The 24562-nt window shown below is 69.9% G+C and carries 23 protein-coding genes; 3 read left to right on the top strand and 20 right to left on the bottom strand.

Annotated elements, in window-relative coordinates:
* Positions 1-3 precede the first annotated feature (3 nt).
* The 12 genes from ABZX12_RS32190 to ABZX12_RS32135 form a co-directional block, all read right to left on the bottom strand.
* A complete protein-coding gene (locus tag ABZX12_RS32190) occupies positions 4-408 on the bottom strand; it encodes a VapC toxin family PIN domain ribonuclease (RefSeq protein WP_355699212.1) in 405 nt (134 codons plus the stop codon).
* Entirely contained in the window at positions 405-560 is a 156-nt protein-coding gene (locus tag ABZX12_RS32185) for a hypothetical protein (protein ID WP_355699211.1), read from the bottom strand. Before ABZX12_RS32185 ends, ABZX12_RS32190 begins: the two co-directional genes overlap by 4 nt.
* A gap of 178 nt (positions 561-738) precedes the next feature.
* The gene (smc, locus tag ABZX12_RS32180; RefSeq protein ID WP_355699358.1) at positions 739-4302 is read right to left on the bottom strand and encodes a chromosome segregation protein SMC; all 3564 of its coding nucleotides are present in this window, start codon (positions 4300-4302) and stop codon (positions 739-741) included.
* A 266-nt stretch (positions 4303-4568) separates the two neighbouring features.
* Positions 4569-4724, bottom strand: coding sequence for a hypothetical protein (locus tag ABZX12_RS32175; RefSeq protein WP_238151152.1), 156 nt, complete (start codon positions 4722-4724; stop codon positions 4569-4571).
* 188 nt (positions 4725-4912) lie between these two features.
* Positions 4913-5767 (bottom strand): bifunctional DNA-formamidopyrimidine glycosylase/DNA-(apurinic or apyrimidinic site) lyase, encoded by an 855-nt coding sequence (mutM, locus tag ABZX12_RS32170; RefSeq protein WP_355699210.1) that lies wholly within the window; start codon positions 5765-5767, stop codon positions 4913-4915.
* 1 nt (position 5768) lies between these two features.
* Positions 5769-6497, bottom strand: a complete 729-nt coding sequence (gene rnc / locus ABZX12_RS32165; protein WP_355699209.1) for a ribonuclease III — start codon at positions 6495-6497, stop codon at positions 5769-5771.
* A gap of 14 nt (positions 6498-6511) precedes the next feature.
* Positions 6512-6703 (bottom strand): 50S ribosomal protein L32, encoded by a 192-nt coding sequence (gene rpmF, locus ABZX12_RS32160; RefSeq protein WP_130387616.1) that lies wholly within the window; start codon positions 6701-6703, stop codon positions 6512-6514.
* Positions 6704-6789: 86 nt separating this feature from the next.
* Positions 6790-7305 carry a DUF177 domain-containing protein gene (locus ABZX12_RS32155; RefSeq protein WP_355699208.1) on the bottom strand — a complete coding sequence of 172 codons (516 nt, stop codon included), beginning with the start codon at positions 7303-7305 and terminating at the stop codon, positions 6790-6792.
* Between the two features lie 128 nt (positions 7306-7433).
* Positions 7434-7904: a pantetheine-phosphate adenylyltransferase gene (coaD, locus tag ABZX12_RS32150; RefSeq protein ID WP_355699207.1), complete on the bottom strand. Its 471-nt coding sequence runs from the start codon at positions 7902-7904 to the stop codon at positions 7434-7436.
* Positions 7897-8457, bottom strand: a complete 561-nt coding sequence (gene rsmD / locus ABZX12_RS32145; RefSeq protein WP_355699206.1) for a 16S rRNA (guanine(966)-N(2))-methyltransferase RsmD — start codon at positions 8455-8457, stop codon at positions 7897-7899. Before rsmD ends, coaD begins: the two co-directional genes overlap by 8 nt.
* Positions 8454-10679 (bottom strand): ATP-dependent DNA helicase RecG, encoded by a 2226-nt coding sequence (gene recG, locus ABZX12_RS32140; protein WP_355699205.1) that lies wholly within the window; start codon positions 10677-10679, stop codon positions 8454-8456. The genes rsmD and recG overlap by 4 nt, the downstream gene beginning before the upstream one ends.
* 23 nt (positions 10680-10702) lie before the next feature.
* Complete coding sequence (locus ABZX12_RS32135; RefSeq protein WP_355699204.1) at positions 10703-12316, bottom strand: DAK2 domain-containing protein; 1614 nt, start codon at positions 12314-12316, stop codon at positions 10703-10705.
* Positions 12317-12346: 30 nt separating this feature from the next.
* Here ABZX12_RS32135 and ABZX12_RS32130 point away from each other — a divergent pair, with 30 nt between their 5' ends.
* Positions 12347-13348, top strand: coding sequence for an SAM-dependent methyltransferase (locus tag ABZX12_RS32130; protein WP_355699203.1), 1002 nt, complete (start codon positions 12347-12349; stop codon positions 13346-13348).
* Between the two features lie 449 nt (positions 13349-13797).
* Here the strand turns inward: ABZX12_RS32130 and rpmB are convergent, their stop codons facing one another.
* From rpmB to ABZX12_RS32105, 5 genes are all read right to left on the bottom strand, one after another.
* Positions 13798-14019: a 50S ribosomal protein L28 gene (gene rpmB, locus ABZX12_RS32125; RefSeq protein ID WP_131463921.1), complete on the bottom strand. Its 222-nt coding sequence runs from the start codon at positions 14017-14019 to the stop codon at positions 13798-13800.
* 73 nt (positions 14020-14092) lie between these two features.
* Complete coding sequence (locus ABZX12_RS32120) at positions 14093-16081, bottom strand: aldo/keto reductase (protein WP_355699202.1); 1989 nt, start codon at positions 16079-16081, stop codon at positions 14093-14095.
* Between the two features lie 31 nt (positions 16082-16112).
* Entirely contained in the window at positions 16113-16940 is an 828-nt protein-coding gene (locus tag ABZX12_RS32115) for a carbohydrate ABC transporter permease (RefSeq protein ID WP_355699201.1), read from the bottom strand.
* Positions 16930-17973: a sugar ABC transporter permease gene (locus ABZX12_RS32110; protein WP_355699200.1), complete on the bottom strand. Its 1044-nt coding sequence runs from the start codon at positions 17971-17973 to the stop codon at positions 16930-16932. The genes ABZX12_RS32115 and ABZX12_RS32110 overlap by 11 nt, the downstream gene beginning before the upstream one ends.
* A 7-nt stretch (positions 17974-17980) precedes the next feature.
* Complete coding sequence (locus tag ABZX12_RS32105; protein ID WP_355699199.1) at positions 17981-19255, bottom strand: extracellular solute-binding protein; 1275 nt, start codon at positions 19253-19255, stop codon at positions 17981-17983.
* A 117-nt stretch (positions 19256-19372) separates the two neighbouring features.
* On the opposite strand from ABZX12_RS32105, the gene ABZX12_RS32100 reads away from it, so the two are divergent.
* Positions 19373-19993 carry an HAD-IA family hydrolase gene (locus ABZX12_RS32100; RefSeq protein WP_355699198.1) on the top strand — a complete coding sequence of 207 codons (621 nt, stop codon included), beginning with the start codon at positions 19373-19375 and terminating at the stop codon, positions 19991-19993.
* Positions 19994-20080: 87 nt separating this feature from the next.
* Positions 20081-21646: a GxGYxYP domain-containing protein gene (locus tag ABZX12_RS32095; protein ID WP_355699197.1), complete on the top strand. Its 1566-nt coding sequence runs from the start codon at positions 20081-20083 to the stop codon at positions 21644-21646.
* A 193-nt stretch (positions 21647-21839) separates the two neighbouring features.
* Here the strand turns inward: ABZX12_RS32095 and ABZX12_RS32090 are convergent, their stop codons facing one another.
* Genes ABZX12_RS32090 through ABZX12_RS32080 form a run of 3 tightly spaced genes read right to left on the bottom strand, consistent with a single transcriptional unit; the run spans position 21840 to position 24535 of the window.
* On the bottom strand, positions 21840-22682 hold the full coding sequence (locus tag ABZX12_RS32090; RefSeq protein ID WP_355699196.1) for an SMP-30/gluconolactonase/LRE family protein: 843 nt from the start codon (positions 22680-22682) through the stop codon (positions 21840-21842).
* Between the two features lie 39 nt (positions 22683-22721).
* Positions 22722-23918 (bottom strand): MFS transporter, encoded by a 1197-nt coding sequence (locus ABZX12_RS32085; protein ID WP_355699195.1) that lies wholly within the window; start codon positions 23916-23918, stop codon positions 22722-22724.
* Positions 23915-24535, bottom strand: a complete 621-nt coding sequence (locus tag ABZX12_RS32080) for an HAD-IA family hydrolase (RefSeq protein ID WP_355699194.1) — start codon at positions 24533-24535, stop codon at positions 23915-23917. The genes ABZX12_RS32085 and ABZX12_RS32080 overlap by 4 nt, the downstream gene beginning before the upstream one ends.
* Positions 24536-24562: the final 27 nt, after the last annotated feature.

Raw genomic sequence — 24562 nt, 5'->3', positions numbered from 1 at the left:
TCCTTAGACCGCGTGGACCGTCAGCAGGTCGTCCAAACCCTTGAAGTCGGCGGGATTCCGCGTGTACAGCGGCAGATTCCGGCTGGACGCGATCGCCGCGATCATCAGGTCCCTGCGCCGCGGCCTGGGGTCACGCCCAGCCGCGACAGTCAGCGCGACCAAGGTTCCGTACCGCGTTGCCGCGGTCCCGTCGAAGGGCAGGGGGTCGACCGTCTTCACCGCCGAGCTCAGCACCTCCGCCCTCGCTGCGCGAGTGAACGGATCCTTGGCCATTCCGACCCCCTGCTGAAGCTCGGCCATCGAGATCGCCGTCAGCTCCCAACGGTCGGGGAGGCCGGTCGTGTCCAGGTCCAGCAAGTCGATATACGTGCAGGTGTCGAGGACACCTACGAGCGGTCGCTCACTCACGCGCGCGTCAACGGATCGTCGTCTTCGCCGATCCGGTCCTCGGAACCGAAGAACTCGTCAGCCTCTCGCCGCATCGCGGCCGCATCGATCCGAGGCAGCAGCCGAGCCTCTGCGAGCAGCTCCTCGGTGGTGGGCTGGCGCCGGGGGGTCAACGGCCGCAGCTCGGTGACCTCGGTGCCGTTCCGAGTGATGTGATAGGTCTCGCCCGCCTCGACACCGGCCAGGGCATTCGCCCGCGAGTCGCAGCTCGCAACCCGCCGGCGGCAGCCGGAAGCACATGCACCGCACCTAGCGGGGGCGGGTGGGGAGCGCGCGTGGGCTGACCTCGGGCTACACCGGTTCGGGTTCGCGGATTCGCTGGGAGATGACCGCGGAGACGCCGTCGCCGCGCATGGTGACGCCGTACAGGGCGTCGGCGACCTCCATGGTGCGCTTCTGGTGGGTGATGACCAGGAGCTGGCTGTTCTCGCGGAGTTCCTCGTAGATCTCCAAGAGGCGGCCGAGGTTGGTGTCGTCCAGGGCGGCCTCGACCTCGTCGAGGATGTAGAACGGCGACGGGCGGGCCTTGAACAGGGCGACCAGGAACGCGACCGCGACCAGCGACCGCTCGCCGCCGGACAGCAGCGACAGTCGCTTGACCTTCTTGCCCGGCGGGCGGGCCTCGACGTCGATGCCGGTGGCGAGCATGTCGTCGGGGTCGGTCAGCACGAGCCGGCCCTCACCGCCCGGGAACAGCCGGCTGAAGACGTGCTCGAACGCGGCCTCGACGTCCCGGTACGCCTCGGTGAAGACCTGCTCGACCCGCTCGTCGACCTCCTTGACGATGTCCATCAGGTCCCGCCGGGACTTCTTCAGGTCCTCGAGCTGCTCGGAGAGGAACCGGTGCCGCTCCTCCATCGCCTCGAACTCCTCGAGCGCGAGCGGGTTGATCTTGCCGAGCTGGTTCAGCGCCCGCTCGGCCTGCTTGAGCCGCTTCTCGACCTTGGTCCGGTCGAACGGCTCCCCCTCCAACTCGAGCGTCTCCTCTTCGCCGGCCTTGGGCAGCGGCGGAACCAACTGGTCCGGGCCGTACTCCGCGACCAGGGCGTCCACCTCGATGCCGAGCTCGCCGAGCGCCTTCTCGTACAGCGCCTCGAGCCGCATCTTCTGCTCGGCCCGCGCGAGCGCGTCGCGGTGCACGGTGTTGGTCAGCTGCTCCAGCTCGGAGCTCAGGTTCCGGGTCGCGGACCGCGCCTGTGCGAGGGCCTGCTCCCGGTCGGAGCGCTGCGCCTGGATCGTGGCCCGCTCGGAGGCGGCCAGCTGCAGGGACTGCTCAAGCCGCGCCAGCACGTGACCGGCCGCCAGGTGCACGGCCTGCGCCGCCTCCGCCTGCCGGGCCCGCCGCGCCGCGCGGGCGATCGCCCGGGCGCGTGCCTCGCGCTCCTGCCGGGCCGCGCGCTCCAGCGAGTCCGCACGCCCGGACAGCGCCCGGGCCCGCTCCTCGGTGGTCCGCAGCGCCAGCCGCGCCTCCATCTCGGCCGCGCGCCCGGCCTTGGCCTCCTCGGCCAGCCGGTCGCGCTGCGACGTGTCGGGCTCGTCGCCCTCCTCGTCGAACGCCTCGGCGTCCATCAGCCGCTCTTCGAGCTCGGCCAGGCCGGACAGGTTCTTGTCGCGCTCCTCCTCGGCCGCCGCGATCGCCTCGGCCATCCGCTGCGCCTCGCCGCGGGACGCCTTGGCCAGCGACCCGAAGTGCGCCAGCTGCTCGGCCACCGCGGCCATCGCCGCGTCCGACTCGTGCAGCCGCGCCAGCGTGATCTCGACGGACTCCTTCTGCCGGGCCCGCTCGTCCTCCAGGGCCTGCAGCTCGAACCGCAGCCGCTCGCTGCGCGCCGTCGCCTCGGTCAGCTTCTCTGCCGCCTCGTCGACCGCGGACTGCACCTCGATCAGGCTGGGCGCCGCATCCGACCCGCCGTACGCGAAATGCGCGCCGAGGACGTCGCCCGCACGCGTCGTACACGTGACGTCGGGGAGGTTCCGGACCAGGGACCGGGCCGCGTTCACGTCGTCGACGACCGCGACCTTGCGCAGCAGCCGCCGCAGCGCGGGCCGCAGCGGCTCCGGGCAGTCGACGACGTCCACCGCGTACGACGCGCCGTACGGGAGCGCCGGCCACAGCGTGTAGTCGTCGGCCGGGGCGTCGCCGAGGAGCAGCCCGGCGCGGCCGAGGTCGTGCTCCTTGAGGTGCCCGACAGCGTGCAGCGCCGCGTCGGTGTGGGTGACGGCGACCGCGTCCGCGGCCTCGCCGAGCGCCGCCGCGATCGCGGTCTCGTACCCGGACCGGACGCTCAGCAGCGCGGCGACCGATCCCATCAGGCCGTTCACCTGCTCGGAAGCGGCCAGCAGCGCGCCGGCCCCGTCCTTGCGATTCAGGCCGAGCTCGAGGGCTTCCTTGCGCGCCGCCAGACCGGTGCGCTCACGCTCGGCGTCGCGTTCCTCGGCCCGCAGCTTGGCCAGCCGCTCGTCCATCTCGTCGAGAACGGCCTGGGCGGCCTCGTACTGGTCGTCGAGGCCCTTCTCGCCCGCGTCCAGCCCGGCGACCTGGGTCTCCAGCGCGGTGAAGTCGTGCTGGGCCTTCGCGGCCCGGGCCTCGGCCTCACGCATGTTGGTGGCCAGCCGGCCGATCTCGGACTCGGCGGCCGCCGCGCGGCTCTTCAGGGCGTTCACCTGGCCGGTCAGCCGGGCCAGGCCCTCGCGGCGGTCGGCGGCGGCCCGGATCAGCGCCGAGATCCGGCGCTCCTCCTCGGCCTCCTGAGCCTCCAGCTGCTGGCGGCGCTCGACGGACTCGGCGAGCAACTCGGAGTGCGCCTCGACCTCGGCCTCGATCTGGGCCTCGGTCTCGCGGACCCTGGCGGCTTCCAGTTCGAGCTCCTCGGGGTCACGTCCCGAGCGCGGCCCGTCCTCGGCCTCGTCGTTCAGCGAGCGGATCCGGTCCGCCGCGATCCGCGCCGTGCCCTTGATCTTCTCGCTGAAGCCGGACAGCTGGTACCAGGTGTCCTGGGCGGCCTGCAGCGCCGGCGCGTCCTCGCGGAGCGCGTCCTCGAGCTCCGCCTCCAGCTCCCGGGCCTCGCGCAGCTTCGCCTCGGTCTCGGTACGGCGCTCCGTCAGGCGGGCCTCGTCCCGCAGCTCGGCCTCGAGCGCGGACTGGGCCTGGACGATGTCGTCGGCGAGCAGCCGGGCGCGGCCGTCGCGGACCTCGGCCTGGATCGTCACCGCGCGGCGCGCCACCTCCGCCTGGCGCCCGAGCGGCTTGAGCTGACGGCGGATCTCGGTGATCAGGTCCCCGAGCCGGTGCAGGTTGCCCTCGGTGGCCTCCAGCTTCCGGATCGCCTTTTCCTTGCGCTTGCGATGCTTCAGGACGCCGGCGGCCTCCTCGACGAACCCGCGGCGGCCTTCCGGCGTGGCGCGCAGGATCGAGTCCAGCTGACCCTGGCCGACGATGACGTGCATCTCGCGGCCGATACCGGAGTCGCTGAGCAGCTCCTGGACGTCGAGCAGGCGGCAGTTCTGGCCGTTGATCTGGTAGTCGGACCCGCCGTTGCGGAACATCGTCCGGCTGATCGTCACCTCGGCGTACTCGATCGGCAGCGCGCCGTCGGTGTTGTCGATGGTGAGCACCACCTCGGCGCGGCCGAGCGGGGCGCGGCCGGAGGTGCCGGCGAAGATGACGTCCTCCATCTTGCCGCCGCGCAGCGACTTGGCGCCCTGCTCCCCCATCACCCAGGCCAGTGCGTCGACGACGTTGGACTTTCCGGAACCGTTCGGTCCGACGATGCAGGTGATGCCTGGTTCGAAGTTCATCGTCGTCGCGGACGCGAACGACTTGAAGCCCCGGAGCGTCATGCTCTTCAGGTACAAGGCGAAGGTCTCCAACCCGTGAAAGGACAGACGGTACCGAAGGAACCGCCGTAGCTGTTCGTCACGCTGCCGCTACCCGGGGGAAGTTGTTCCGCTTCGCAGTCTACAAAGAGATCCGCGGAATCCGGCGGAGGCCAGGCCGTCGGGAGACGGCCGGCGGAAGATCTGGGAGCACAACATTCGGTGAACACACAACCGGCGGAGGCCCGGACGGGGGCCACCGCCGTACAGAGTGTAGTGACGGTGAAGAAAGTACCTCTGCCGCGTCAGACCGAGGCGGGAGTGCGCAGCGCCTCGTCGACGGTGAGCAGCCGACCCTCGTGGATCTGGGCCACCAAGTGGTCGTTCTCTGCCTGCAGACGCATCACGTGCGCCTCCAGATCTGCGACACGCCGGTTGAGCAGACGAACCTGCTCGAGCATGCGCGGGTCAGTGCCTCCAAGATGCCCTAGAAGAGCCTTGGCCATTGTGCTGTCCTCCGGAAGGGTTCTGGCCGATGCGCTCCAGGTCGAGGTCCAAGACGGAGCGCTGAAAAGTTGTGCCGTCTTTCAGGGTGACACCGCCGACGCCGACCGGTCAACCTGGGCCACGTTTATTAACGATACCTCGCTCACCAGCGAACATGGCGCGGGACGGGCTGACATTTCGGGCACCGGTACGACGAACGGTTCATGAACGGTTCGCGACGGATCGGCCGGCCGTCCCGCGGGCACGGCGATCCCTCCTGCCCGTAGACATTGAGGCCGCGCTCGAAGTATCCGGACTCCCCGTTCACGTTGACGTACAGCGCGTCGAAGCTGGTGCCACCAACGGTCAGCGCCTCGGCCATCACCGCATGCGCCTGGCCGAGAATCCCCTGTGCCTGCGAGGGTTTGAGCGTTTCGGTGGCCCGCGCGTAGTGCAGCTTGGCGCGCCACAACGCCTCGTCGGCGTAGATGTTGCCGATCCCGCTGACCGCGGTCTGGTCGAGCAGCGCTCGTTTCAGCCCGGTACGCCGCCGGCGAATCCTGGCGGCCGCCGCGTCCGGATCGAACAGAGGATCGAACGGGTCGCGGGCGATGTGGGCGATCTCGGCGGGCAACTCGGCGCCGCCCTCGGAGTAGGACAGACCACCGAACATCCGCTGGTCCACAAAACGGACCTCTCCGCCGTCGTCGGCGAACCGGAACCGGACCCGCAGATGGGGTTCGTCGGGCGCGCCGACCGGCTGGACCCGGAACTGGCCGCTCATTCCGAGATGGGTGAGTACCGCATCGCCGGACGTCAACGGCAGCCACAGGTACTTGCCGCGGCGGGCGGGTTCGGCGAACACCTGACCCTTGAGCCGGGACACGAAATCCTCCGGCCCTGCGGCGTGCCGCCGGACCGGGCGCGGGTGCAGCACCTCGACGGACTCGATGGTCCGGCCGGTGGTGAACTCGGCCAGACCCCGCCGTACGACTTCTACTTCCGGCAGCTCGGGCAACTCAGGACTGCGAGGGGTCGACGCTGTCGGGATGCGCGGCGCGCAAAGCCTTCCAGGCAGTCTCGGCGGCCTGCTGCTCGGCTTCCTTCTTGCTCCGGCCGATGCCGTGACCGTACGTGTCGGAGCCGATCCGGACCCGGGCCTCGAACGTCTTCGCGTGGTCCGGCCCGGACTCCGAGATCACGTACTCCGGCACGCCGACGCCGAGCTGGGCGACCAGCTCCTGCAGCGAGGTCTTCCAGTCCAGGCCGGCGCCGAGCCGGGCCGACGACTCCATCAGGTCGTCGAACAGCCGGTGCACCACCCCGCCCGCGACCTCGAAGCCGCGGTCCAGGTAGACGGCGCCGATCAGCGCCTCGACGCAGTCGGCGAGGATCGACGACTTGTCCCGGCCGCCGGTGGCCTCTTCCCCGCGGCCGAGCCGCAGGTACTTGCCCAGCTTGAGCTCGCGGGCGACACCCGCGAGCGCACGCATGTTGACCACGGCGGCCCGGAGCTTGGCCAGCCGGCCTTCGCTCAGGTCCGGGTGGTTCCGGAACAGCGACTCCGTGACGATGACGCCGAGCACGGAGTCCCCGAGGAACTCCAGCCGCTCGTTCGTCGGCAGCCCGCCGTTCTCGTACGCGTACGAGCGGTGGGTGAAGGCGTGCTCCAGTAGTTCGTCAGCCAGCGATACGCCGAGCCGCTGGTTCAGCTCGGCGTAGAGCCCCGTTTCGTTGGCAGAGTTCACTGGGTTGGTGCCGTTTAGCTCTCGACGACCTGGCGACGCTCGCCCTTGGCGCCGTACTGGCCGCAGTTCGGGCAGACGGTGTGCTGCAGGTGCTTCGCGCGGCAGGCGGGGTTCACGCAGGTGACCAGCGAGGGGGCAGTGGTCTTCCACTGGGCCCGGCGGCTGCGGGTGTTGCTGCGCGACATCTTCCGCTTCGGAACGGCCACGGTTATGACTCCTCGGTTCGGCCGGAGGCCTTGGTGGACCCGGCCGGCTCAGTCTGACGTTTTCGGTACTGCTGGTGGAGCTGTCTTCAGTTGTCCTGCTCTTTGTCGTCGAGCAGTCCGCCGAGGGCGGCCCAGCGCGGGTCGCTCCGCTCCTCGTGTTTGTGGCCGGGCTCGTCCGCCAGGCGAACCCCGCACTCGGGGCACAGACCCGGACAGTCGTCCGTACACAACGGCTGGAACGGCAGTGCGAGCACCACCTGGTCCCTCAGCACCGGCTCGAGGTCGATCAGATCGCCCTCCATCCGGCTGGCCTCGTCCGGCTCGGCGTCGCTCTCCGGATAGACGTACAGCTCCTGGACGTCAGCGAGGAACTCGTCCTCGATATCGACCAGGCACCGCGCGCACTCCCCGACCAGGCGGCCGCGGGCCGTTCCGGTGACGAGCACCCCTTCGACCACCGATTCCAGTCGTAGATCGAACTGGATCGGATCGCCTTCGGGGACGCCGATCACGTCGATTCCGAGATCTGCCGGCGCCGGCGCCGTGAAGGTGACTTCGCGTTGGGACCCGGCGCGGCGTGTCAGCTCGTGCGTGTCGATCACGAGAGGGGACCGCGGGTCCAAGACGCTCAGAGCAAACCTTTCAGGCGTGGGCAGGCATGAACTCGGTCTCGTCGAGACCGGTTGTCAAGACTACCAACTCCGCGGCTTCGCGCCCAATCCGGGGGATGCTAGAGCGTGTCCAGTAACCGAGCGTGAACAGCCGGCGTCACGAACGTGCTGACGTCGCCGCCGAGGCGGGCGATCTCCTTCACCCAGCTCGAGGAGATGAAAGCGTTCTCCGGCGCGGTCGGCAGGAAGAACGTGTCGACGCCGGTCATCCGCCGGTTCAGCTGCGCCATCTGCAACTCGTAGTCGTAGTCGGCGGCCGAGCGCAGGCCCTTCACGATCACGCCGGCGCCCTCGGCCCGGCAGTAGTCGACGAGGAGCCCCTCGAAGCCGCCGACCCGGACGTTCGGGAACGGGGCGACGAGTTCGGTGAGCATCTCGATCCGCTCCTGCGGGCCGAACATCCGGTTCTTCGACTGGTTCACGCCGGTCGCGACGATCAGCTCGTCGAAGGCGGCCGCCGCCCGGGTGACGATGTCCAGGTGCCCGACGGTCGGCGGATCGAAGGTCCCCGGGAAGACGGCTCTAGCCATGGCGGTGACCGTACCAAAGCCGGGCCTCGCCGTACTTGCGGTCGCGCAGCGCGGCGAACCCCTCGGGCCACTCCCACGGCTCCCGCTTCCCGCGCTCGACGACCGCGACCGCGTCGTCGGCGAGCCACCCGTTCGCGGCCAGGTCGGTGAGCACGTCCTGCAGCTCCACGGTCTCGAGCTTGTACGGCGGGTCCGCGAACACCAGGTCGAACGCCGCCGGCGGCTCACCGGCGGTCACCTTCTCCACGGGCCGGGTCAGCAGCACCGCACCGGGCAGGCCGACCACCTTGATGTTGGCGGCGATCACGTCGGCGGCTCGCCGGTCCGACTCGACCAGCACGGCCTTCGCGGCCCCTCGGGACAGCGCCTCCAGCCCGATCGCGCCCGATCCGGCGTACAGGTCGAGCACGGCGAGCCCGTGGAAGCTGCCGAACTCCGACTCCAGCGACGAGAACAGCGCCTCCCGGACCCGGTCCGCGGTCGGCCGCGTCCCGCTCCCGGCCGGTACGCCGATCCGCCGCCCACCAGCCGCTCCGCCGACAATGCGCGTCACGTTTTCTCCAGGTATTCGGTGGTCTCCGACTCCAGGGCGCTGCGGACGACGGATCGTAGCGCCGGGTACTCGGCCAGCTCGGCGTCGACCGAGACGATGGAGTTCGCGACGTGCCGGGCCGCGAGGATGATGTCCTCGTCGCGGAGCACGCTGAGCAGCTTCAGGCTCGAACGGCGGCCGGACTGCGCGACCCCGAGGACGTCGCCCTCGCGGCGGGTCTCCAGGTCGATCCTCGACAGCTCGAACCCGTCGGTCGTCGACGCCACCGCGTCGAGCCGCCCGTACGACTTGGAGCCTGCCCACAGATCGGTGACCAGCAGGCACAGCCCGGGCACCTTGCCGCGGCCGACCCGGCCGCGCAGCTGGTGCAGCTGCGAGATGCCGAACCGGTCGGCGTCCATGATCACCATCGTCGAGGCGTTCGGGACGTCGACCCCGACCTCGATCACCGTGGTCGCGATCAGGACGTCGATCTCACCGGCCGCGAACCGGGACATGACGGCGTCCTTCTCGTCGGCCGGCAGCCGCCCGTGCAGAATCTCGACGCGCAGGTCGTGCAGGATCTCGGCGAGCGCCTCGGACACCTGCAGCACCGAGATCGGCGGCCGGGCCTGCTTCTTGCCTTCTTCGTCGTCGGCGACCAGCTCGCCTTCCTCGTCGGTCGCGTTCTTCACGTCGTCCCCGATCCGCGGGCACACGACGTACGCCTGGTGGCCCTTGGCGACCTCCTCGCGGACGCGCGCCCAGGCCCGCTGGAGCCAGTCGGGCCGCTCCTTGGCCGGGACCACGGACGACTGGATCGGCGACCGGCCGGCCGGGAGCTGGGTCAGGGTGGAGACCGCGAGGTCGCCGAACACGGTCATCGCGACCGTCCGCGGGATCGGCGTCGCGGTCATCACCAGCACGTGCGGGGTGTTGTCGCCGGACTTCGCGCTCAGCGCGGCCCGCTGCTCGACGCCGAACCGGTGCTGCTCGTCGACCACGACGAGCCCGAGGTCGGCGAACTGGACCTTGTCCTCGAGCAGCGCGTGCGTCCCGACGACGATCCCGGCGGCGCCACTGGCCGCGTCGAGCATCGCCGTACGGCGGCCCGCGGCGTTCAGCGAGCCGGTCAGGAGGCCGACCTTGGTGGCGTTCTCCGCGCCGCCGAGCATGCCCTGCTCGGCCAGGTCGCCGAGCATCTTGGTGAGCGTCTTGTGATGCTGGACGGCGAGCACCTCGGTCGGCGCGAGCAGGACGGCCTGGCCGCCGTTGTCGACCACGGACAGCATCGCCCGCAGCGCGACGACGGTCTTGCCGGAGCCGACCTCACCCTGCAGCAGGCGGTGCATCGGGTGCGGCCGGGCGAGGTCCGCGAAGATCTCCTCCCCCACCTCGGCCTGGCCCTCGGTCAACGCGAACGGCAGCCGCTGGTCGAACTCGTCCAGCAGCCGGCCCCGGACACGCGGCCGCGGTACGGCGTTCAGCTTGTCCGTCACCGCGCGGCGCTGGGCGAGGATCGTCTGCATCACGAGCGCTTCCTCGAACCGGAACCGCCGCTGCGCGTCGTGGATGTCCTTCTCGGTGTCCGGCAGATGCACCTTCTGCAGGGCCTCGCGGAGCCCCATCAGCTTCTCGTTGCGCAGGATCAGGTCCGGCACCGGGTCGTCGACGCGGTCGTCGAGGCTGTCCAGGACGATCTTGACCGACCGCTCGATCGTTGCGGTCGGCAACTTCGCGGTCGCCGGGTAGAGCGGCCGGAACGGCCGGGCCCGGCGCTCGATCTCGGCTTCGGTGAGGTCGTCCTCGTCGAGGATCTCGGTGCCCGGGTTCTTCAGCTGCATGGTGGTGCGGAACATCGTCACCTCGCCCCAGAACAGGGCGGCGGTGCCCGGCTTCAGCTTCTCCAGCAGCCAGGGCTGGTTGAAGAACGCCAGCTCGATGTCGTTGCGGCCGTCGGTGACCACGACCTTGGTGATCGTCCGCTTCTTGCGAAACTTGTAGGCATCCTCGGCCTTGATCTCGAGCTTGGTGTCCAGCGTCCGGGCGGTGACCTTCTTGACCCGGCCGTTGACGGTGGCCTGGTCGCCGACCTCCAGCTCGTCGAACGGGGTCAGCTCGCCCTTCTTCAGGTACCGCCTCGGGTAATGCCGCAGCAGTTCGCCGACGGTCTCGATCTCGAGCACCTCCGCGAACGTCTTCGCCGTCTTCGCCCCGAGGAAGTCCCGGAGCTTGCGGTCCATGTCGCCACTCATTCCCACATCACTCATTCGACCCCGATCAGGAGCGGATACCTGTCCTGTCCTCCGTCGTACACCATGACGTCGACATCTTTGCGGTGCCGCCGGACGTGGCGCTCCACGGCGTCGGCCAGTGCCGGGTCGGCGTCCCGGCCGGTGACGACGGTGAGCAGTTCGCCGCCGCCGCCGAGCAGCCGGTCGACGACGCCGAGCGCGGCCGCCTCGAGGTCGTCGGTGATCAGCGCGAAGTCGCCGTCGACGACGCCGAGCGCGTCGCCGATCCGGCACCGGCCGGCCATCGTCCAGGCGTCCTTGACCGCGATCGTGACGGCGCCGTGCCGGGTCTGCCCGGCGGCGGCCGACAGGTGTACGACGTCGTCGTCGAAGCTGCGCTCGGGGTCGTGCACGGCGATCGCGGCGAGGCCCTGGACCTGCGCGCGGGTCGGGATCACGGCGACCCGGAGGCCATCCTGGCGGGCCGCGGTGGCGGCGGCCTCGGCGACCGCGATCGAGTCCTGGTCGTTGGGCAGGATCACGATCTCGGGCGCCTGCGACTGCTCGATCGCCTGCAGCAGTTCGCCGGTGGAGCAGCGCCGGCCGGGGCCGCCGCGGATGATCCGGGCGCCGGCCTCGGCGAACAGACCGGCCAGTCCGTCGCCGGCGACGACCGCGATCACCGCCCGGCCCGGAGCCGGCTCGTGGTGGTGGGTCTGGTCGTCGAAGTGGGTGACGCGGATCCGGTGCGGGCGGCCGATGTCGATGCCGTGCTCGATCGCGGCGCCGACGTCGTCGGTGTGCACGTGGACGTTCCAGAGCCCGTCGCCGCCGACCACGACGACCGAGTCGCCGAGCGCGGCCAGGCTCTGCCGGAAGTCGCCGACCTTGTCGTCGGCCGCGTCGAGCAGGTACATCACCTCGTAGGCCGGCCCGTCCTGGCTCTCGGCGCTGTCGCCCTGCGGCTCGACCCGGGCGGGGACGTCGACCCGGACGTGCCGGCCGGTGAGCACCGATTCCATCGCGCCCAGGATCACCACCAGACCTGCTCCCCCGGCGTCGACGACGCCCGCGCGCCGCAGTACGTCGAGTTGCTCGGTCGTCCTGCTCAGCGCCTGGCGGGCGGCGGCGACCGCGGCGAGGCAGACGTCGGCGAGGGTCTTGCCGGCGTTGGCGGCGGTCATCGCGCCGGTGGCGGCGGCGCGGGCCACGGTGAGCATGGTGCCTTCGACGGGCTGCGCGACGGCCCCGTAGGCGGCGTCGGCGGCGTACGTGAGCGCGTCGGCGAACGCGGCGGCCTCGCTCATCCGGGGGTCGGCCAGGACGCCGCTCTCGCGGTCGTGCGGGAGGTTCTCGTCGAGGCGGAGGCCGCAGGCGCGGATCAGCTGGGAGGTGATCACGCCGGAGTTCCCGCGAGCGCCGAGGAGTGCGCCGCGGCCGAAGGCCTGGATCGCCTCGGTGAAGCTGAGCTTGCCCTTGGGCAGCGCGTCGCAGGCGGCTTCCCAGGTCAGGTAGAGGTTGGTGCCGGTGTCGCCGTCCGGCACCGGGTACACGTTCAGCTCGTCGATCCCGGTCCGCGCCAGCGCCAGATCGGCCAGCGCGGTCCGGGCCCAGGCTCGCAGCACCTCAACGGTCAGTTCCTCCACGCCCGGAAGGCTAACGCGTAGGGTTCCCGGGTGAGCGGTGGCAGGAGTGTGTTGTTCTCGGCGGCGGCCGACAGTTACGAGTTGGCCGTGCGCGAGATCCGGGGCGAGTTCGGGCGTGACGTGCGGATTCAGCGGGTCGGCGCGGAGCTCGGGCGGGTGGACGGGCCGTCGGTGCGCGACCTGGCCGCGGCGTGCGACGCGGGGCGGATCATGTTCGTCCGGCATCTGACCGAGGAGATCGCGAGCTTCGCGGAGCTGCCGCCGTCGTACGAGCTCGCCGAGGTGATCCTGGGTGAGCTTCCGCAGTACCCCGAGGCGCTCGGCGTCCAGGCCTGGACCGACGACGCCGGGACCGGCGGGTCGTACTACCACCGCATCGAGGAGGCCCTGACCGGCCGCGGCGTGGCCGTCACGCGCTCCGGGCAGGAGTACGTCGTCTCGTGTTTCGTCGGCCGGAAGGCGATCCTGGTCGGGCTGAACCGGCGCGCGGACAGCCTGTCGGACTGGCCGGGTGGGCGGATGCGGCTGGCTCGGGGTGAGGAGCGGGTGTCGCGGTCGGAGTTCAAGCTGGAGGAGGCGATCGCGACCTTCGGACTGGAGCTGCCGAGCCACGGGAAGGCCGTCGATCTCGGCGCCTCGCCGGGCGGCTGGACGCGGATCCTGCGGCAGCACGGACAGGAGGTGTGGTCGGTCGACCCGGGCGCGCTCGATCCGCGGCTGCGCGGCGACCGCCGGATCCACCACGAGCCGACGACGGCGGGCCGGTTCTTCGCCGCGAACCGGGTGCGTTTCGACGTGGTCGTCAACGACATGCGGATGGACCAGGTGACCAGCGCCCGGATGATGCTGGACGCGGCCGATCACCTGCGCCGTGGCGGTCTGGCGATCGTCACGCTCAAGGGCGGCGGCCGGAACCCGCTGGACGGCGCCCGCCGCGGCCTCGACGTCCTCCGCGAGCGGTACGACGTACGGCACGCCCGCCAGCTCCACCACAACCGCAACGAGATCACCGTCATCGCCCACCACCGCTGACCTGCCCAAGCAGCCACCCACCAGCCCCCACCAGCCAGGCCCAGCCCAGCCATGCCCAGCCCAGCCCGGCGAGGGCGGCCCGGCAGGCGGCCATTTCAGGGGTGAACCACTCACCCGGCCCCTTCACTCCCTGCACACCGACGGCGAACGGCCTCCCGCAGGGGTTAACCACTGAAATGCACCTCCGCCGGAGACCCCGGCGGCGCGAATGCACGGGCGGCGCGGCGGGACGTCGGTCGGCGGGTCGTCGGCTCCCATGCGAGGGGACATCCGCTCCTGTTGTGGGTTCTCCGCTCGCATACCACCGGAGAACCCGCAACCCGAGGGGATAACCCTCCGCGTGTACTGCGCCGGGAGCGGGCAGGCTGAAGCGCCGGGAACACGAATAGGCGCCCGGGCTGTTGCCCGGGCGCCTGTTCGAAAGGCCCTACACGGAGTGAGAGCTGAGATCAGCCGACGACGCGCTGGACCTTGCCGGCCTTGATGCAGGACGTGCAAACCTTCATGCGGGTCGGGGTGCCCTTGATGAGCGCCTTGACCGGCTGGATGTTGGGGTTGAACCGCCGGGGCGTGCGTGCCTTGACCCGGCGGATCATCGCGCCCTTACCCAAGCGGGCAACGCTGTTGCCGAACGTCGGCTGCTTGCCGCAGACATCGCACTTCTTAGACATGATTCTCCGTGTTCAGGGTCGTGACTCCGACAGATCATGTTACATGGGTGTCAGCCGCCCACCAATTCGGCCGTCAGGCAGTGAGGTAGGCCACTTCGTCCTCGGTGAGCGTGACCAACAGCCCCGGCGTGGAGGTCCGGGTCTCGCTCACGTGCCGCGGCCCGATCAGCGGGAACACCGGGTACGGCTGGTGCAGCAACCAGGCCAGCGCGATCGCTGTCGGCTCGACGCCCTTGGCCGCCGCGAGCTCCCGCGCCCGGTCCAGCCTACGGAAGTTCTCGTCGGAGTAGAAACAGCGCACCAGTTCGGCGTCCGAGGTGTCCTCCGGCTTGGCCCGCCCGGTGAAGAACCCGCGCGCCTGGCTCGACCACGGGAACAGCGCCACCTGCCGCTCCCGCAGCCACTTCTGCGACGCGTCGTCGCTGACGTGCCGGCAGCCGGCCCACGGTACGTCGTACGCCCGCGCGAGGCTGAGGTGGTTGCTCAGCAGGGTGAACGGCTGCTTGCCGTTCGCCTCGGCGTACGCGTTCGCCTCGTCGAAGCGCTCGGTGGACCAGTTCGAGCCGCCGAAGGCCTTGATCCGGCCCGCCTTGAAGTGTTCGTCGAGAACGTCGACGAACTCCGAGACCGGGACCTCCTCGTTGTCGCGGTGCATGAAGTACAGGTCGACGTGGTCGGTCTGCAGCCGCTCGAGGCTCTCGTGCAACTGCCGGGTGATCGACTCGGGGTCGCAGTGCGGCGTGTGCGCGCCCTTGCCGATCACCACGACGTCGTCGCGGTTGCCGCGCGACGTCATCCACTGCCCGAGCAGCTTCTCGCCGCGCCCGCCGCCGTAGATGTACGCCGTGTCGAAGGTGGTCCCGCCGCGCTCGACGAAGTCGTCGAAGATCACCGCGGCGTGCGGCAGCGTCTGCTGGTTGTCGACGCCCATGACGAGCCGCGAGACCTGCTTGTCGACGCCCGGCACCGCGCCGTACGTCATCGGGGCGTCGGCGCGCCGGCCGAGCGGCCGGCCGGTCGCGGTCGGGATGATCGCGTCGTCCCGCTCGCTCGCGTACTGCTGCCCGATCGCGGCCCGCCACTGGTCCTGGACGGTGAGGTTGCCGAGCGTGTCCGCCCAGCTCATCTCCGGCGCCTCCTGCGCGCCGGAGGCGATCGCCGCCTGCACCGCCTCGGCCTCGGCCGCGTAGATCAGGGCCGGCTCCGCGGACAGCTCCCGCGGCTCCTCCCCCACCTTGTGCAGGACGACCTTGTTCGGCTTGCCGTCGCCGCCGAACCACGGGTCGTCGACCTGGAGGTAGCCCTTGCTGCCGTAGATCCGGACCTGGTTCCGGTCGGCGAGCCGGACGCCGGTGCTGACCTGGGCGGTGACGCCGCCGTCGAAGAACAGTGTCGCCACGGTCCATTCGTCGGCGCCGGTCTCGCCGACCTGGCCCACCGCGTTCACGGCGGCCGGTTCGGCGTACGGCCGGCCGATCGCGGCGCCGGCGATCAGCCGGGCCATCGACACCGGGTACCCGCCGACGTCGAGGATGCCGCCGCCGGCCAGGTCGTCGGCGAAGATCCGGCTCTCCGGCCGGTACCCGGCGGCGAACGCGAACGTGGCCTGGATCTGGTGGACGGCGCCGATCTCGCCGTCGCGGACCAACTGGGTGATCAGCTTGGTCTGCGGCAGGCACCGGTACATGTACGCCTCCATCAGGAAGACGTCGTTGCGTACGGCGGCCTCGATCATGGCCTCGGCCCACGCCCGGTTGACGGCGAGCGGCTTCTCGCACAGCACGTGCTTGCCGGCCTCGGCCGCCTTGATCGCCCACTCGACGTGCATCGGGTGCGGGGTGGCGATGTACACCGCCTCGACCGCCTCGTCGGCGAGCAGGTCGTCGTACGAGCCGTGCCGGTTGGCGATGTCCCACTTGTCGGCGAACGAGTTCGCCGACTCCAGCGACCGGCTGCCGACGGCGACGACCTCGTTGGTCGCCGACGTCGGCACCTGACTGGCGAACCGGGACGCGATGTTGCCGGTGCCGATGATGCCCCAGCGGAGCTTGTGGTCAGTCAAAGGAGATCCCGTTGTTGGTTGTGGATTCGGGTCAGAACTTCATGGCGCCTGCTGCGAGGTCCGCGATGAACGAGCGGGCACCGATCAGGAAGACGCCGATCAGGGGGATGACGCTCATCAGCGCACCGGCCATCACCATCGAGTAGTCGGTGCCGTAGATGCCGTTGAGCTGGTCGAGGGCGACCTGGAGGGTGAGGCGGTTCGGGTCCGTCATCACGATCAGCGGCCAGAGGTAATCGTTCCAGACGTTGATGAAGGTGAAGATCCCGAGGAAGGCCAGACCGGGCCGGAGCACCGGCAGGCCGACGGTGAGGTACTGCCGGAAGAACCCGGCGCCGTCGACCTTGGCGGCCGAGATGAGCTCGTCGGGGATGGCGCCCTTGGCGTACTGGCGCATCCAGAAGATCCCGAACGCGTTCGCCGCGCCCGGAACGATGAGGGCCTTCAGCGACCCGATCCAGCCGAACTCGGCGAGCGTCACGAACTGCGGCACCAGCGCCAGCTGGGACGGGATCATGAAGGTCGCGAGCAGGATCCCGAACAGCAGGTTCCGGCCGGGGAACTGGTACTTCGCGAACGCGAACGCGGCGAGTGAGTCGAAGAACAGCACGAGCACGGTCACGCCGAGCGACGCGACGAGCGTGAGCAGCATCGAGCCGAAGAAGTCGATGTTGTCGAGCACCTTGCCCATGTTCTCGAACAGGTGCGAGCCGATCACGAGTTTCGGCGGATAGCTGAAGATGTCCGGGGTGGTGTTGGAGGCCATCACCACCATCCAGTAGAACGGGAAGAGGGAGACGAGCACGCCGAGCATCAGCACGACGTGACCGACGGCGGTGCGCATGCGTTCAACGGACATCTGCGGCCTCCCTCTCTGCTGCCGTCTTCTTGGCATTCTGGGCTGCGATCCTGCGTTCCACCCGCCGAGCGGCGCGTCGGGTCAGGCGTTCGTCGTCGGTGCCGCCGATCAGCCGCCAGTTGATGATGCTGAACAGCACGATCAGGATGAACAGCGCCCAGCCGATCGCGGCGCCGTACCCGAACTGGTTGTTGATGAACGCGCTCTGGTACAGGTACGACACGATCGTCAGGCCGGCGTCGCCCGGGCCGCCGATGTTGTTGGTGTCGCCGAACAGCACCCGGGACTCGGTGAAGATCTGCAGGCCGCCGATCGTCGAGGTGACCGCGGTGAACAGGATGACCGGCCGCATCATCGGCACCGTGATCCGCCAGAACGTCTGCCGCGGGCTCGCGCCGTCCACCTTGGCGGCCTCGTACACGTCGGCGGAGATCGCCTGCAGACCGGCCAGGTAGATGATCGCGTTGTAGCCGACCCAGCGCCAGGTGACGATGGTGGCGATCGCGATCTTGATGCCCCACGGCTGGGTCAGCCACTCGACCTGGCCGACTCCGATCGACTGCAGGAACGCGTTCAGCAGGCCGAAGTTGTTGCTGAAGATCGAGCCGAACACCAGGGTGATCGCGACCACCGAGGTGACGTTGGGAATGAAGTACGCGATCCGGTAGAAGGTGCGCAGCCGGGTCGCGTTGTGCAGCGCGTTGGCGATCACCAGCGCGAGCAGCAGCATCGGCACGGTCGACAGCACCCAGATGATCAGCGTGTTGCCGATCGTCTTCCAGAACGTGGCGTCGCTGAGCAGGTAGTGGTACTGCTCCAGGCCGACCCACTTCATGTCGCCGATGCCGTCCCAGGAGTGGAACGAGATCCAGATCGAGAACAGCACCGGGAACGCGCCGAAGATCGCGAACAGGATGAAGAACGGCGCGACGGCGGCGTACTGCGGGAGGGCCTGGCGGTACTTGTTCGGCGGCTTCTCGGCAGCGGTCGCGGTGGCCAGGCTGACGTCGGCGGGGAGGGTTTTGCTCGTCACGGCCATCTCAGATCGCCCCCGCCCGGGTGAGTTCCCGCTCGACCTGGCGCTGGGCGTCCGCCCAGGCGACGTCCGGGTCCTTGCCGGAGGCCTCGACGTTGACCAACTCCTTGCCGATCGGCGTACCGACGATGCTGTCGTACGGCGAGAAGTACGCGCCCGGGTACTTCTTCGCGGACTCGGCGAACACATCGACGATCTTCTGGCCGCCGAAGAACGGGTCGGGCGCCGAGAGTTTGGGGTCGGTGTAGCTGGCCGGTGTCGACGGGAAGAGGACCGGGTCGAGGAATGCCTGGGCCTGGTTCTTCGCCGACTCCAGCCAGCTGATGAACGCGAACGCGGCCTCGGGGTTCTTGCAGTACTTCGTGATCGCCAGGAAGGAGCCGCCGCGGTTGCCGGCGCCACCAGGAGCCGCCGTCACCCGCCAGAGTCCCTTGGTCTTCGGCGCCGCGTTCTTCGGCCCGAGCTGCGCCCACCAGACGGCGCCGTTGTAGGCGACGAGCTTGCCGTTGGTGACGACGGCGTTCTTGTCGCTCGAGTTCTGCGCGTTCGCCGACAGCCCTTCCTTCACTACGCGTACGGCCAGGTCGAACGCCTCCCGGACGTGGTCCTGGTCGCCGATGTACTGCCCGTCGCGTGTCATGTACTTCTTGGGCAGCTGGCCCATCCGGGAGTCGTAGATGCCCTGGATGTTGTCGGTGATCGACGAGCCCGGCACGGCCTGCTTGAGCTTCTTGCCGAGCGCGATGAAGGCGTCCCAGTCCGGGGCGAATCCGGCGACCGCGGCCGGGTCGATGTCGATCCCGGCCTTGGTGAAGACGTCGCTGCGGTAGAAGAGCGCGGTCGGCCCCGTGTCCATCGGGTAGGCCATCATCTTGCCCTGCGGCGTGACGCCCCACTTCCATTTCCAGGGCAGGAAGTCCTTCTCCAGCTCCTTCGCGCCGAGGTCGTACAGGTCGTGGAACTGGTCCGCGTTCGGGAAGTAGGTCGCGACGTCGTCGTTGATCGCGACGATGTCCGGGACGAGGGACTTGCCGGCCAGCGCGGTCAGCACCTTGGTCTTGTAGTTGGAGCCGATCCGGGTCATCGCCAGCTTCATGGCGTCGAAGCCGGGGATCGCCTGCTCCGCCTGGCCGATCAGGTCGTCGTTGACGGAGCCGACCCACGTCCACATGCTGAGCTCGTGCGATCCGCCCAGTGAGCTGCGGGAGCCGCAGCCGGTGAGCCCGGCAGTTACTGCGGCAGTGCCGGCCGCCAGAAACTTCCTTCTACTCAAGGTCATAGCCTCACCTGGCGCTTTCTGTTGGTTTTCGCCGGAAGGTGTCCAGATATGTTTACGTAGCCATTAGGTAAGCGCATACCGACTGAACCGGTCAAGGTCCGGTGACAAGATGACAGCATGAGCTCACCCGCCGTCTCCGCCGTCCTTTTCGATGCCGATGGGGTCGTCCAGCGCCCGTCCCGGGACTGGTGGTCGCGCCTCACCGCGCTCGTGCCCACCGGCGGCGAGGCGTTCGTCGCGGACCTGATGCGGGCCGAGAAGCCGGCGCTCGTCGGCAAGGGCGATTTCCGCGACGCGGTGGCCGACGTCCTGCGGCGCTGGAACTCGCCGGCGTCCCTCGCCGACGCCCTCGAGCCGTGGAGCTGGTTCGACACCGAGCCCGCGGTGATCTCGCTGATCCAGTCGCTGCGCACGGCCGGCATCGGATGCCACCTCGCGACCAACCAGCAGGCGTACCGGCGGGCGATCATGCAGGACGAGCGCGGGTACGGCGCGTGGTTCGACCAGACGTTCTACTCGTGCGACCTCGGGCTGGCCAAGCCGGATCCGGCGTACTTCCGCGCGATCCTCGGCGCCCTGCGCGTGCCTGCGCCGGCCGTGCTGTTCATCGACGACAACGAAGACAACGTGGCCGGTGCGCTGAGCGTCGGGCTGCGTGCGGAGTACTACGACCTGTCCGCCGGCATACCGGCTCTGGCGGACCTTCTTCGTCGGCATGGCCTGCCGATTCCGGCCTGAGGTCTTGTGAGGGCGCGAGGGCTGTGGCATCGTCGCCCCCTGTTGACAACGTAGGACAGTCCACCAGCCGCTCCCTGGAGGCATCCCATGTCCGATCGCCGACTCTCCCGCCGCCACGCCCTCGGTCTCACCGCCGGCCTCGGGCTCGCCGCCGCCGTCTCGCCGTCCCTCGCCTTCGGTGCCGCACCCGCTCCGTCGGCGTACCCCAAGGGGCAACGGCCGCAGGTGCTGAACGTCTTCGACGAGTCCTCGCTGAGCCTGCCCGAGCGGACCCTGGCGACGACGCTGCAAGGCCTGCTGGCCCGGCGCGGCGGCGAATCGCTGTACCTCAACCTGCCCGGGCTCGGGTACCAGCACTGGCTCGACGACCTCGTGGCACGGTACGGCGTCCGGGCGCGCACCGGTGACCTGTGGAACACCGTCAACCGGTCCGGCGTCCGCGGATACGTTCTGTTTCGTGCCGGGACCCCGTCGGTCAACGTCGCGACCACGCTCGCCGGCGTGACGGGTGCCGTGGCGATCGAGGAAGGCCTGGAGGCACTCGCGATCCGTAACGGCTTGCGCAAGGTCCTGGACGTGCGGGACAAGGACGACCGCTGGGTGTTCGAGACCTACTGGCCACAGTTGCGGCACGACGTCGTGGTGGAGCAGCGCGCGGACATCCCGGAGCGGCTCCGGGACTACGTCACGATGGCGGGGGCGCTCGCCTTCTTCGACGGCAACTCGGAGTTCCGCGCCGGCGTGGTCGAGGCGCTGGACGACGACGGCACGGTCATCGGCTGGGGCGACGCCTCGGCGGGCGAGGACGCTTTCATCGGCGTCAACTCCGCCACCGGCGTGAAAGCCCTGCCCGCCGACCACGCCCGCAACCTGTCGGTCCTGTCGGGCATCCGCGAGGACCGCCTGACGCAGCACGTCTCCGCCAAGCTCCCGGAGCCGGATCCGGACGCGCACTATGTGAGTTTCCTGATCACCGACGGGGACAACATCCAGTGGGCGCTCGGCGACTTCCCGACCGATCCGCGCTGGTTCGGCAGTCCGCGCCGGGGTGAGGTCGATCTGGGCTGGGGCATCTCGCCGTCGCTGATCGATCTGGCGCCGTCGGTGATGCGCTGGTTCTACGACCGGTCGGTCAAGGATCGCTGGGTCGTCGGCCCGTCGGGCGGCGGGTACATGTATCCGAGCCGCTACCCCGCCGCCGCGCTGGACAAGCACACCGCGTCCCTGGCTCAGGCGATGGGCCGCTCCGACCTGTCCGTTGCCCAGATCATCGATTTCGACTCGTTCGGGAACACCCGGCTGTGGTCGTCGTACCTCAAGCGGCCGGAGATCGACGGCCTGATCTACCTCGAGTACTCGCGGTACGACGGCCTCAAGGGCGAGGTGGTCTGGTCCGAGGGCAAGCCGGTGATCTCCGCGCGCACCATGCTCTGGGAAGGGCTCGACGGCGCCGACGAGGCATCGGTCACCGCCGAGCTGAACGCCGCGACCCGCAACCCGTTCTCGACCGCGGGCTACTCGATCGTCGTATGGCATGCCTGGAGCAAGTCCGTCGACGACGTCCTCACGGTCGTCGACGGCCTCGCACCGCACGTCAAGGTCATCCCACCAGACACGCTGGTGCGCATGGTCGCCGAACACGCGAAGCCGTAGCGCCGCTCGGCAGAGGATCTCCAGGCCATCACAATCGCCCGCCGGGACGGAGGCTCAGCATGCTGCGGCTCGCCGAGCGCCAATTGTGATGGCCTGGAGATCCGGGCATCTCTGATACAGCTTGGGGAAGTACACCGCGAGTGGGAGCTTCACACAGCCGACCCCGGCGGCGAAGCACTCCATGACCGCGATGCTAGCGAGCAACCGGCGGTACGGCGACCGGGATCGTGTGCACCTGCCCGGTTCGCCGGCCATCGGTGAGGCGGCCGAAGTTGTCGGCGAGGCTGTCGTCCATCCGCCACTCCGCGGTCAGCACGCACAGCGCCGGTCCGTCGAAGTCCACCAGCGTGAGCGAGAACGGCGCCCGGTTCGCGGGGATGTCGACGCGCTCCAGGATCTCGCCGCCCGCAGCCACCCGGACCACGCCTTCGCCCCAGGTCTGTGACCAGATCGCGCCCTCGGCGTCGAGCACGATGCCGTCCGGGCCGAGGTTCTCGGCGTACACGCGGCGGTTCGACAACCCGCCGTCCGGCTCGACGTCGAACGCCGTGAGCCGGCCGGCGAACGACTCCGCGATCACCAGCGTCCGCCCGTCCGGGGTCAGCACCATGCCGTTCGGGAACTGGATGTCGTCGGCAACCTGCCGAACCCGGCCGTCCGGTGTGACCAGCCGGATCCAGCCCGGCACCGGCTCCTCGCCGCCGACGAAGTCGAAGTCCGCGCCGTTCAGGTAGATGTTGCCCCGGGCATCCACGACGAGCTCGTTCGCGCCCTGGTCGGCGAGCACCGTGATCGATCCGTCCGGCTCGTAGCGGCGCAGCTTGTCGCCGGTGACGAGCAACCGGCCGTCCGGCAGCCAGTCGATCGACCAGCCCATCAGGCGCTCGACCGGCGCGTCGAGGATCTCGGTCTTCCCGGCCGCGTCGACCGCGACGATCTGCTGCTCGATCCAGTTGCAGAACCACAGCCGGCCGTCGTGCCAGCGCGCGGACTCGGGGAAGGCCAGGCCGTCCAGCAGGAGCTTCAGTTCGGACATCACGCCACCTCGTTCGTCGTTTCGGGGCTCGTTCATCCCCTACACGATCGCGGCCCGGTCAGATCGACGGCTCAGCAGAAAAAGTACGCCGATGAGCGGCAGCGTGACCAGGTACGCCGTCCGCAGGTCGACGACCCGGGCGAGGACGGCGAGCAGCGCCGGAGCGACCAGGATCGCCGCACCGGAGGCCATCGCGCCGACCGCCGCGAGGCGGGCCGAACTGAGACCGGGAGTCGCGACGAGGGCCGCGAGCGTGACCGGATACAGCGGAGCGACGCCGAGGCCCGCGACGACCAGTCCGAGGGCGACCACGGCCGGTACGTCGACCAGGCTCACCAGCAAGGTCCCGCACGCGGCGAGCAGGCCGGACGGGAACACCGGCGACCAGCCGCGCCACCGGATCGGGCCGATCGCCCGACCGACCGCCATACCGATCGGAAACGCACTGCCGAGCAGCGCGGCCGGCGCCGTCGGCAGCCCGGCAGCCACCAGCCGAGCCACCGCCCACACCACGAAGCAGAACTCCACGGCCACGGCGAGCACGACGCGCAGCCAACCGACCCCCACGTCGACTACGACGCGCCGGCCCACTCGGCGCCACTTCCGGCTCAACCCGACGGCCGGGGCGGAGTCGATCAGGACGGGCACGGGCGGCTCGGCGTCTTTCGTTTGCTGCCCTGCCGTGGAGCGGCGGGTCAGAAGCGCGAGCGCGAGCAGCGGTGGGGCTGCGGCGAGCATGGCCAGTCGTCCGCTGGGGCCCAGACCGTCCAGCGTGCCGATCGCCAGCGGCGCCAGGATTCCGGTCCCGCTGGCAACCGCGTTGACGCGGCTCAGCCGGGCGGCGGCTGCCGGGCCGTTGAGCATCAGTGGGGCGACCAGGACGAGCAGGGCGCCACCGAGACCGACCAGGAGGCCGCCGGCGATCGCGACGCCGTACGCCGGGGCGACAGCGATCAGGACCGCGCCCAGCGCGCAGACGACCGAGCCGAGCCCGAGAACCGTCGGCATCTGCCACCGCCGGAGCATCCGCGGGCCGACCACCGCCACCAGCAGCAGCCCGACCGCGAACCCGGACGACAGCAGCGCCAGCCGGCTGGTCGGCTCGTCGAGATCCCGTGCGAGGATCGCCACGCACGCCCCGAGCCCGGCCAGCACGAACCCCATCGCCGACAGCGCGACACCGATCCGCACCTCGTCGGCACGGGCCCCAGCCTGTACCGGAGCCTGCGCGGTCATTCCAGACCTTTGAACAGCGCGTCGAGGCGGTGCAGGTCAGGCAACTCGATGTCCGCCGGGATGCCCTTCAGCCCGGCCGTCAGCGCACCCGACGCCTGCCCGGCCGACAGACCAACCACCGTGTCCTCGACGACCAGGCAGCGCGTCACCGGTACGCCGAGCAGCTCGGCCGCGCGCAGGTACCCCTCGGGGTCCGGCTTGCCGCGAGTAACGTCGTCGACCGTGACAAGGACCGACGGCGCGATCCCGGCTGCGCTCAGCCGTACCTTCGCGAGCTGGTCCGGCGCACTGGTGTAGACCGCCCACGGCAGGCCGATCCGCTCGAGCGTGCCGAGGAGCTCGAGCGCACCCGGCTTCGCCACCACGCCGTCGACGTCGTTGACCTCGAGATCGAACACCCGGGCCCACGCCGCGGTCCGCTCCGCGGTCGACGCGTCGGGCAGGAAGTGCGCCACGGTCGCCATCGCCGGGTTGCCGTGCGCGACCGCGAGCACCTCTGCCGGCACCAGGCCGAACTCGGTCGCCCAACGGCTCCAGCTCCGGTCGACGACCGCGTCCGAATCGACCAGAGTGCCGTCCATGTCGAACAGCACGGCGCGGATGTCCCGGATCTCCATGACCCCTCCATTAAACTCGTCCTCCGA

The organism is Kribbella sp. NPDC003505 (genome assembly GCF_040610875.1).
GTDB lineage: Bacteria > Actinomycetota > Actinomycetes > Propionibacteriales > Kribbellaceae > Kribbella.
Note: the sequence above shows the minus strand (reverse complement) of the source record. Positions and strands in the feature narration are given on the sequence as shown.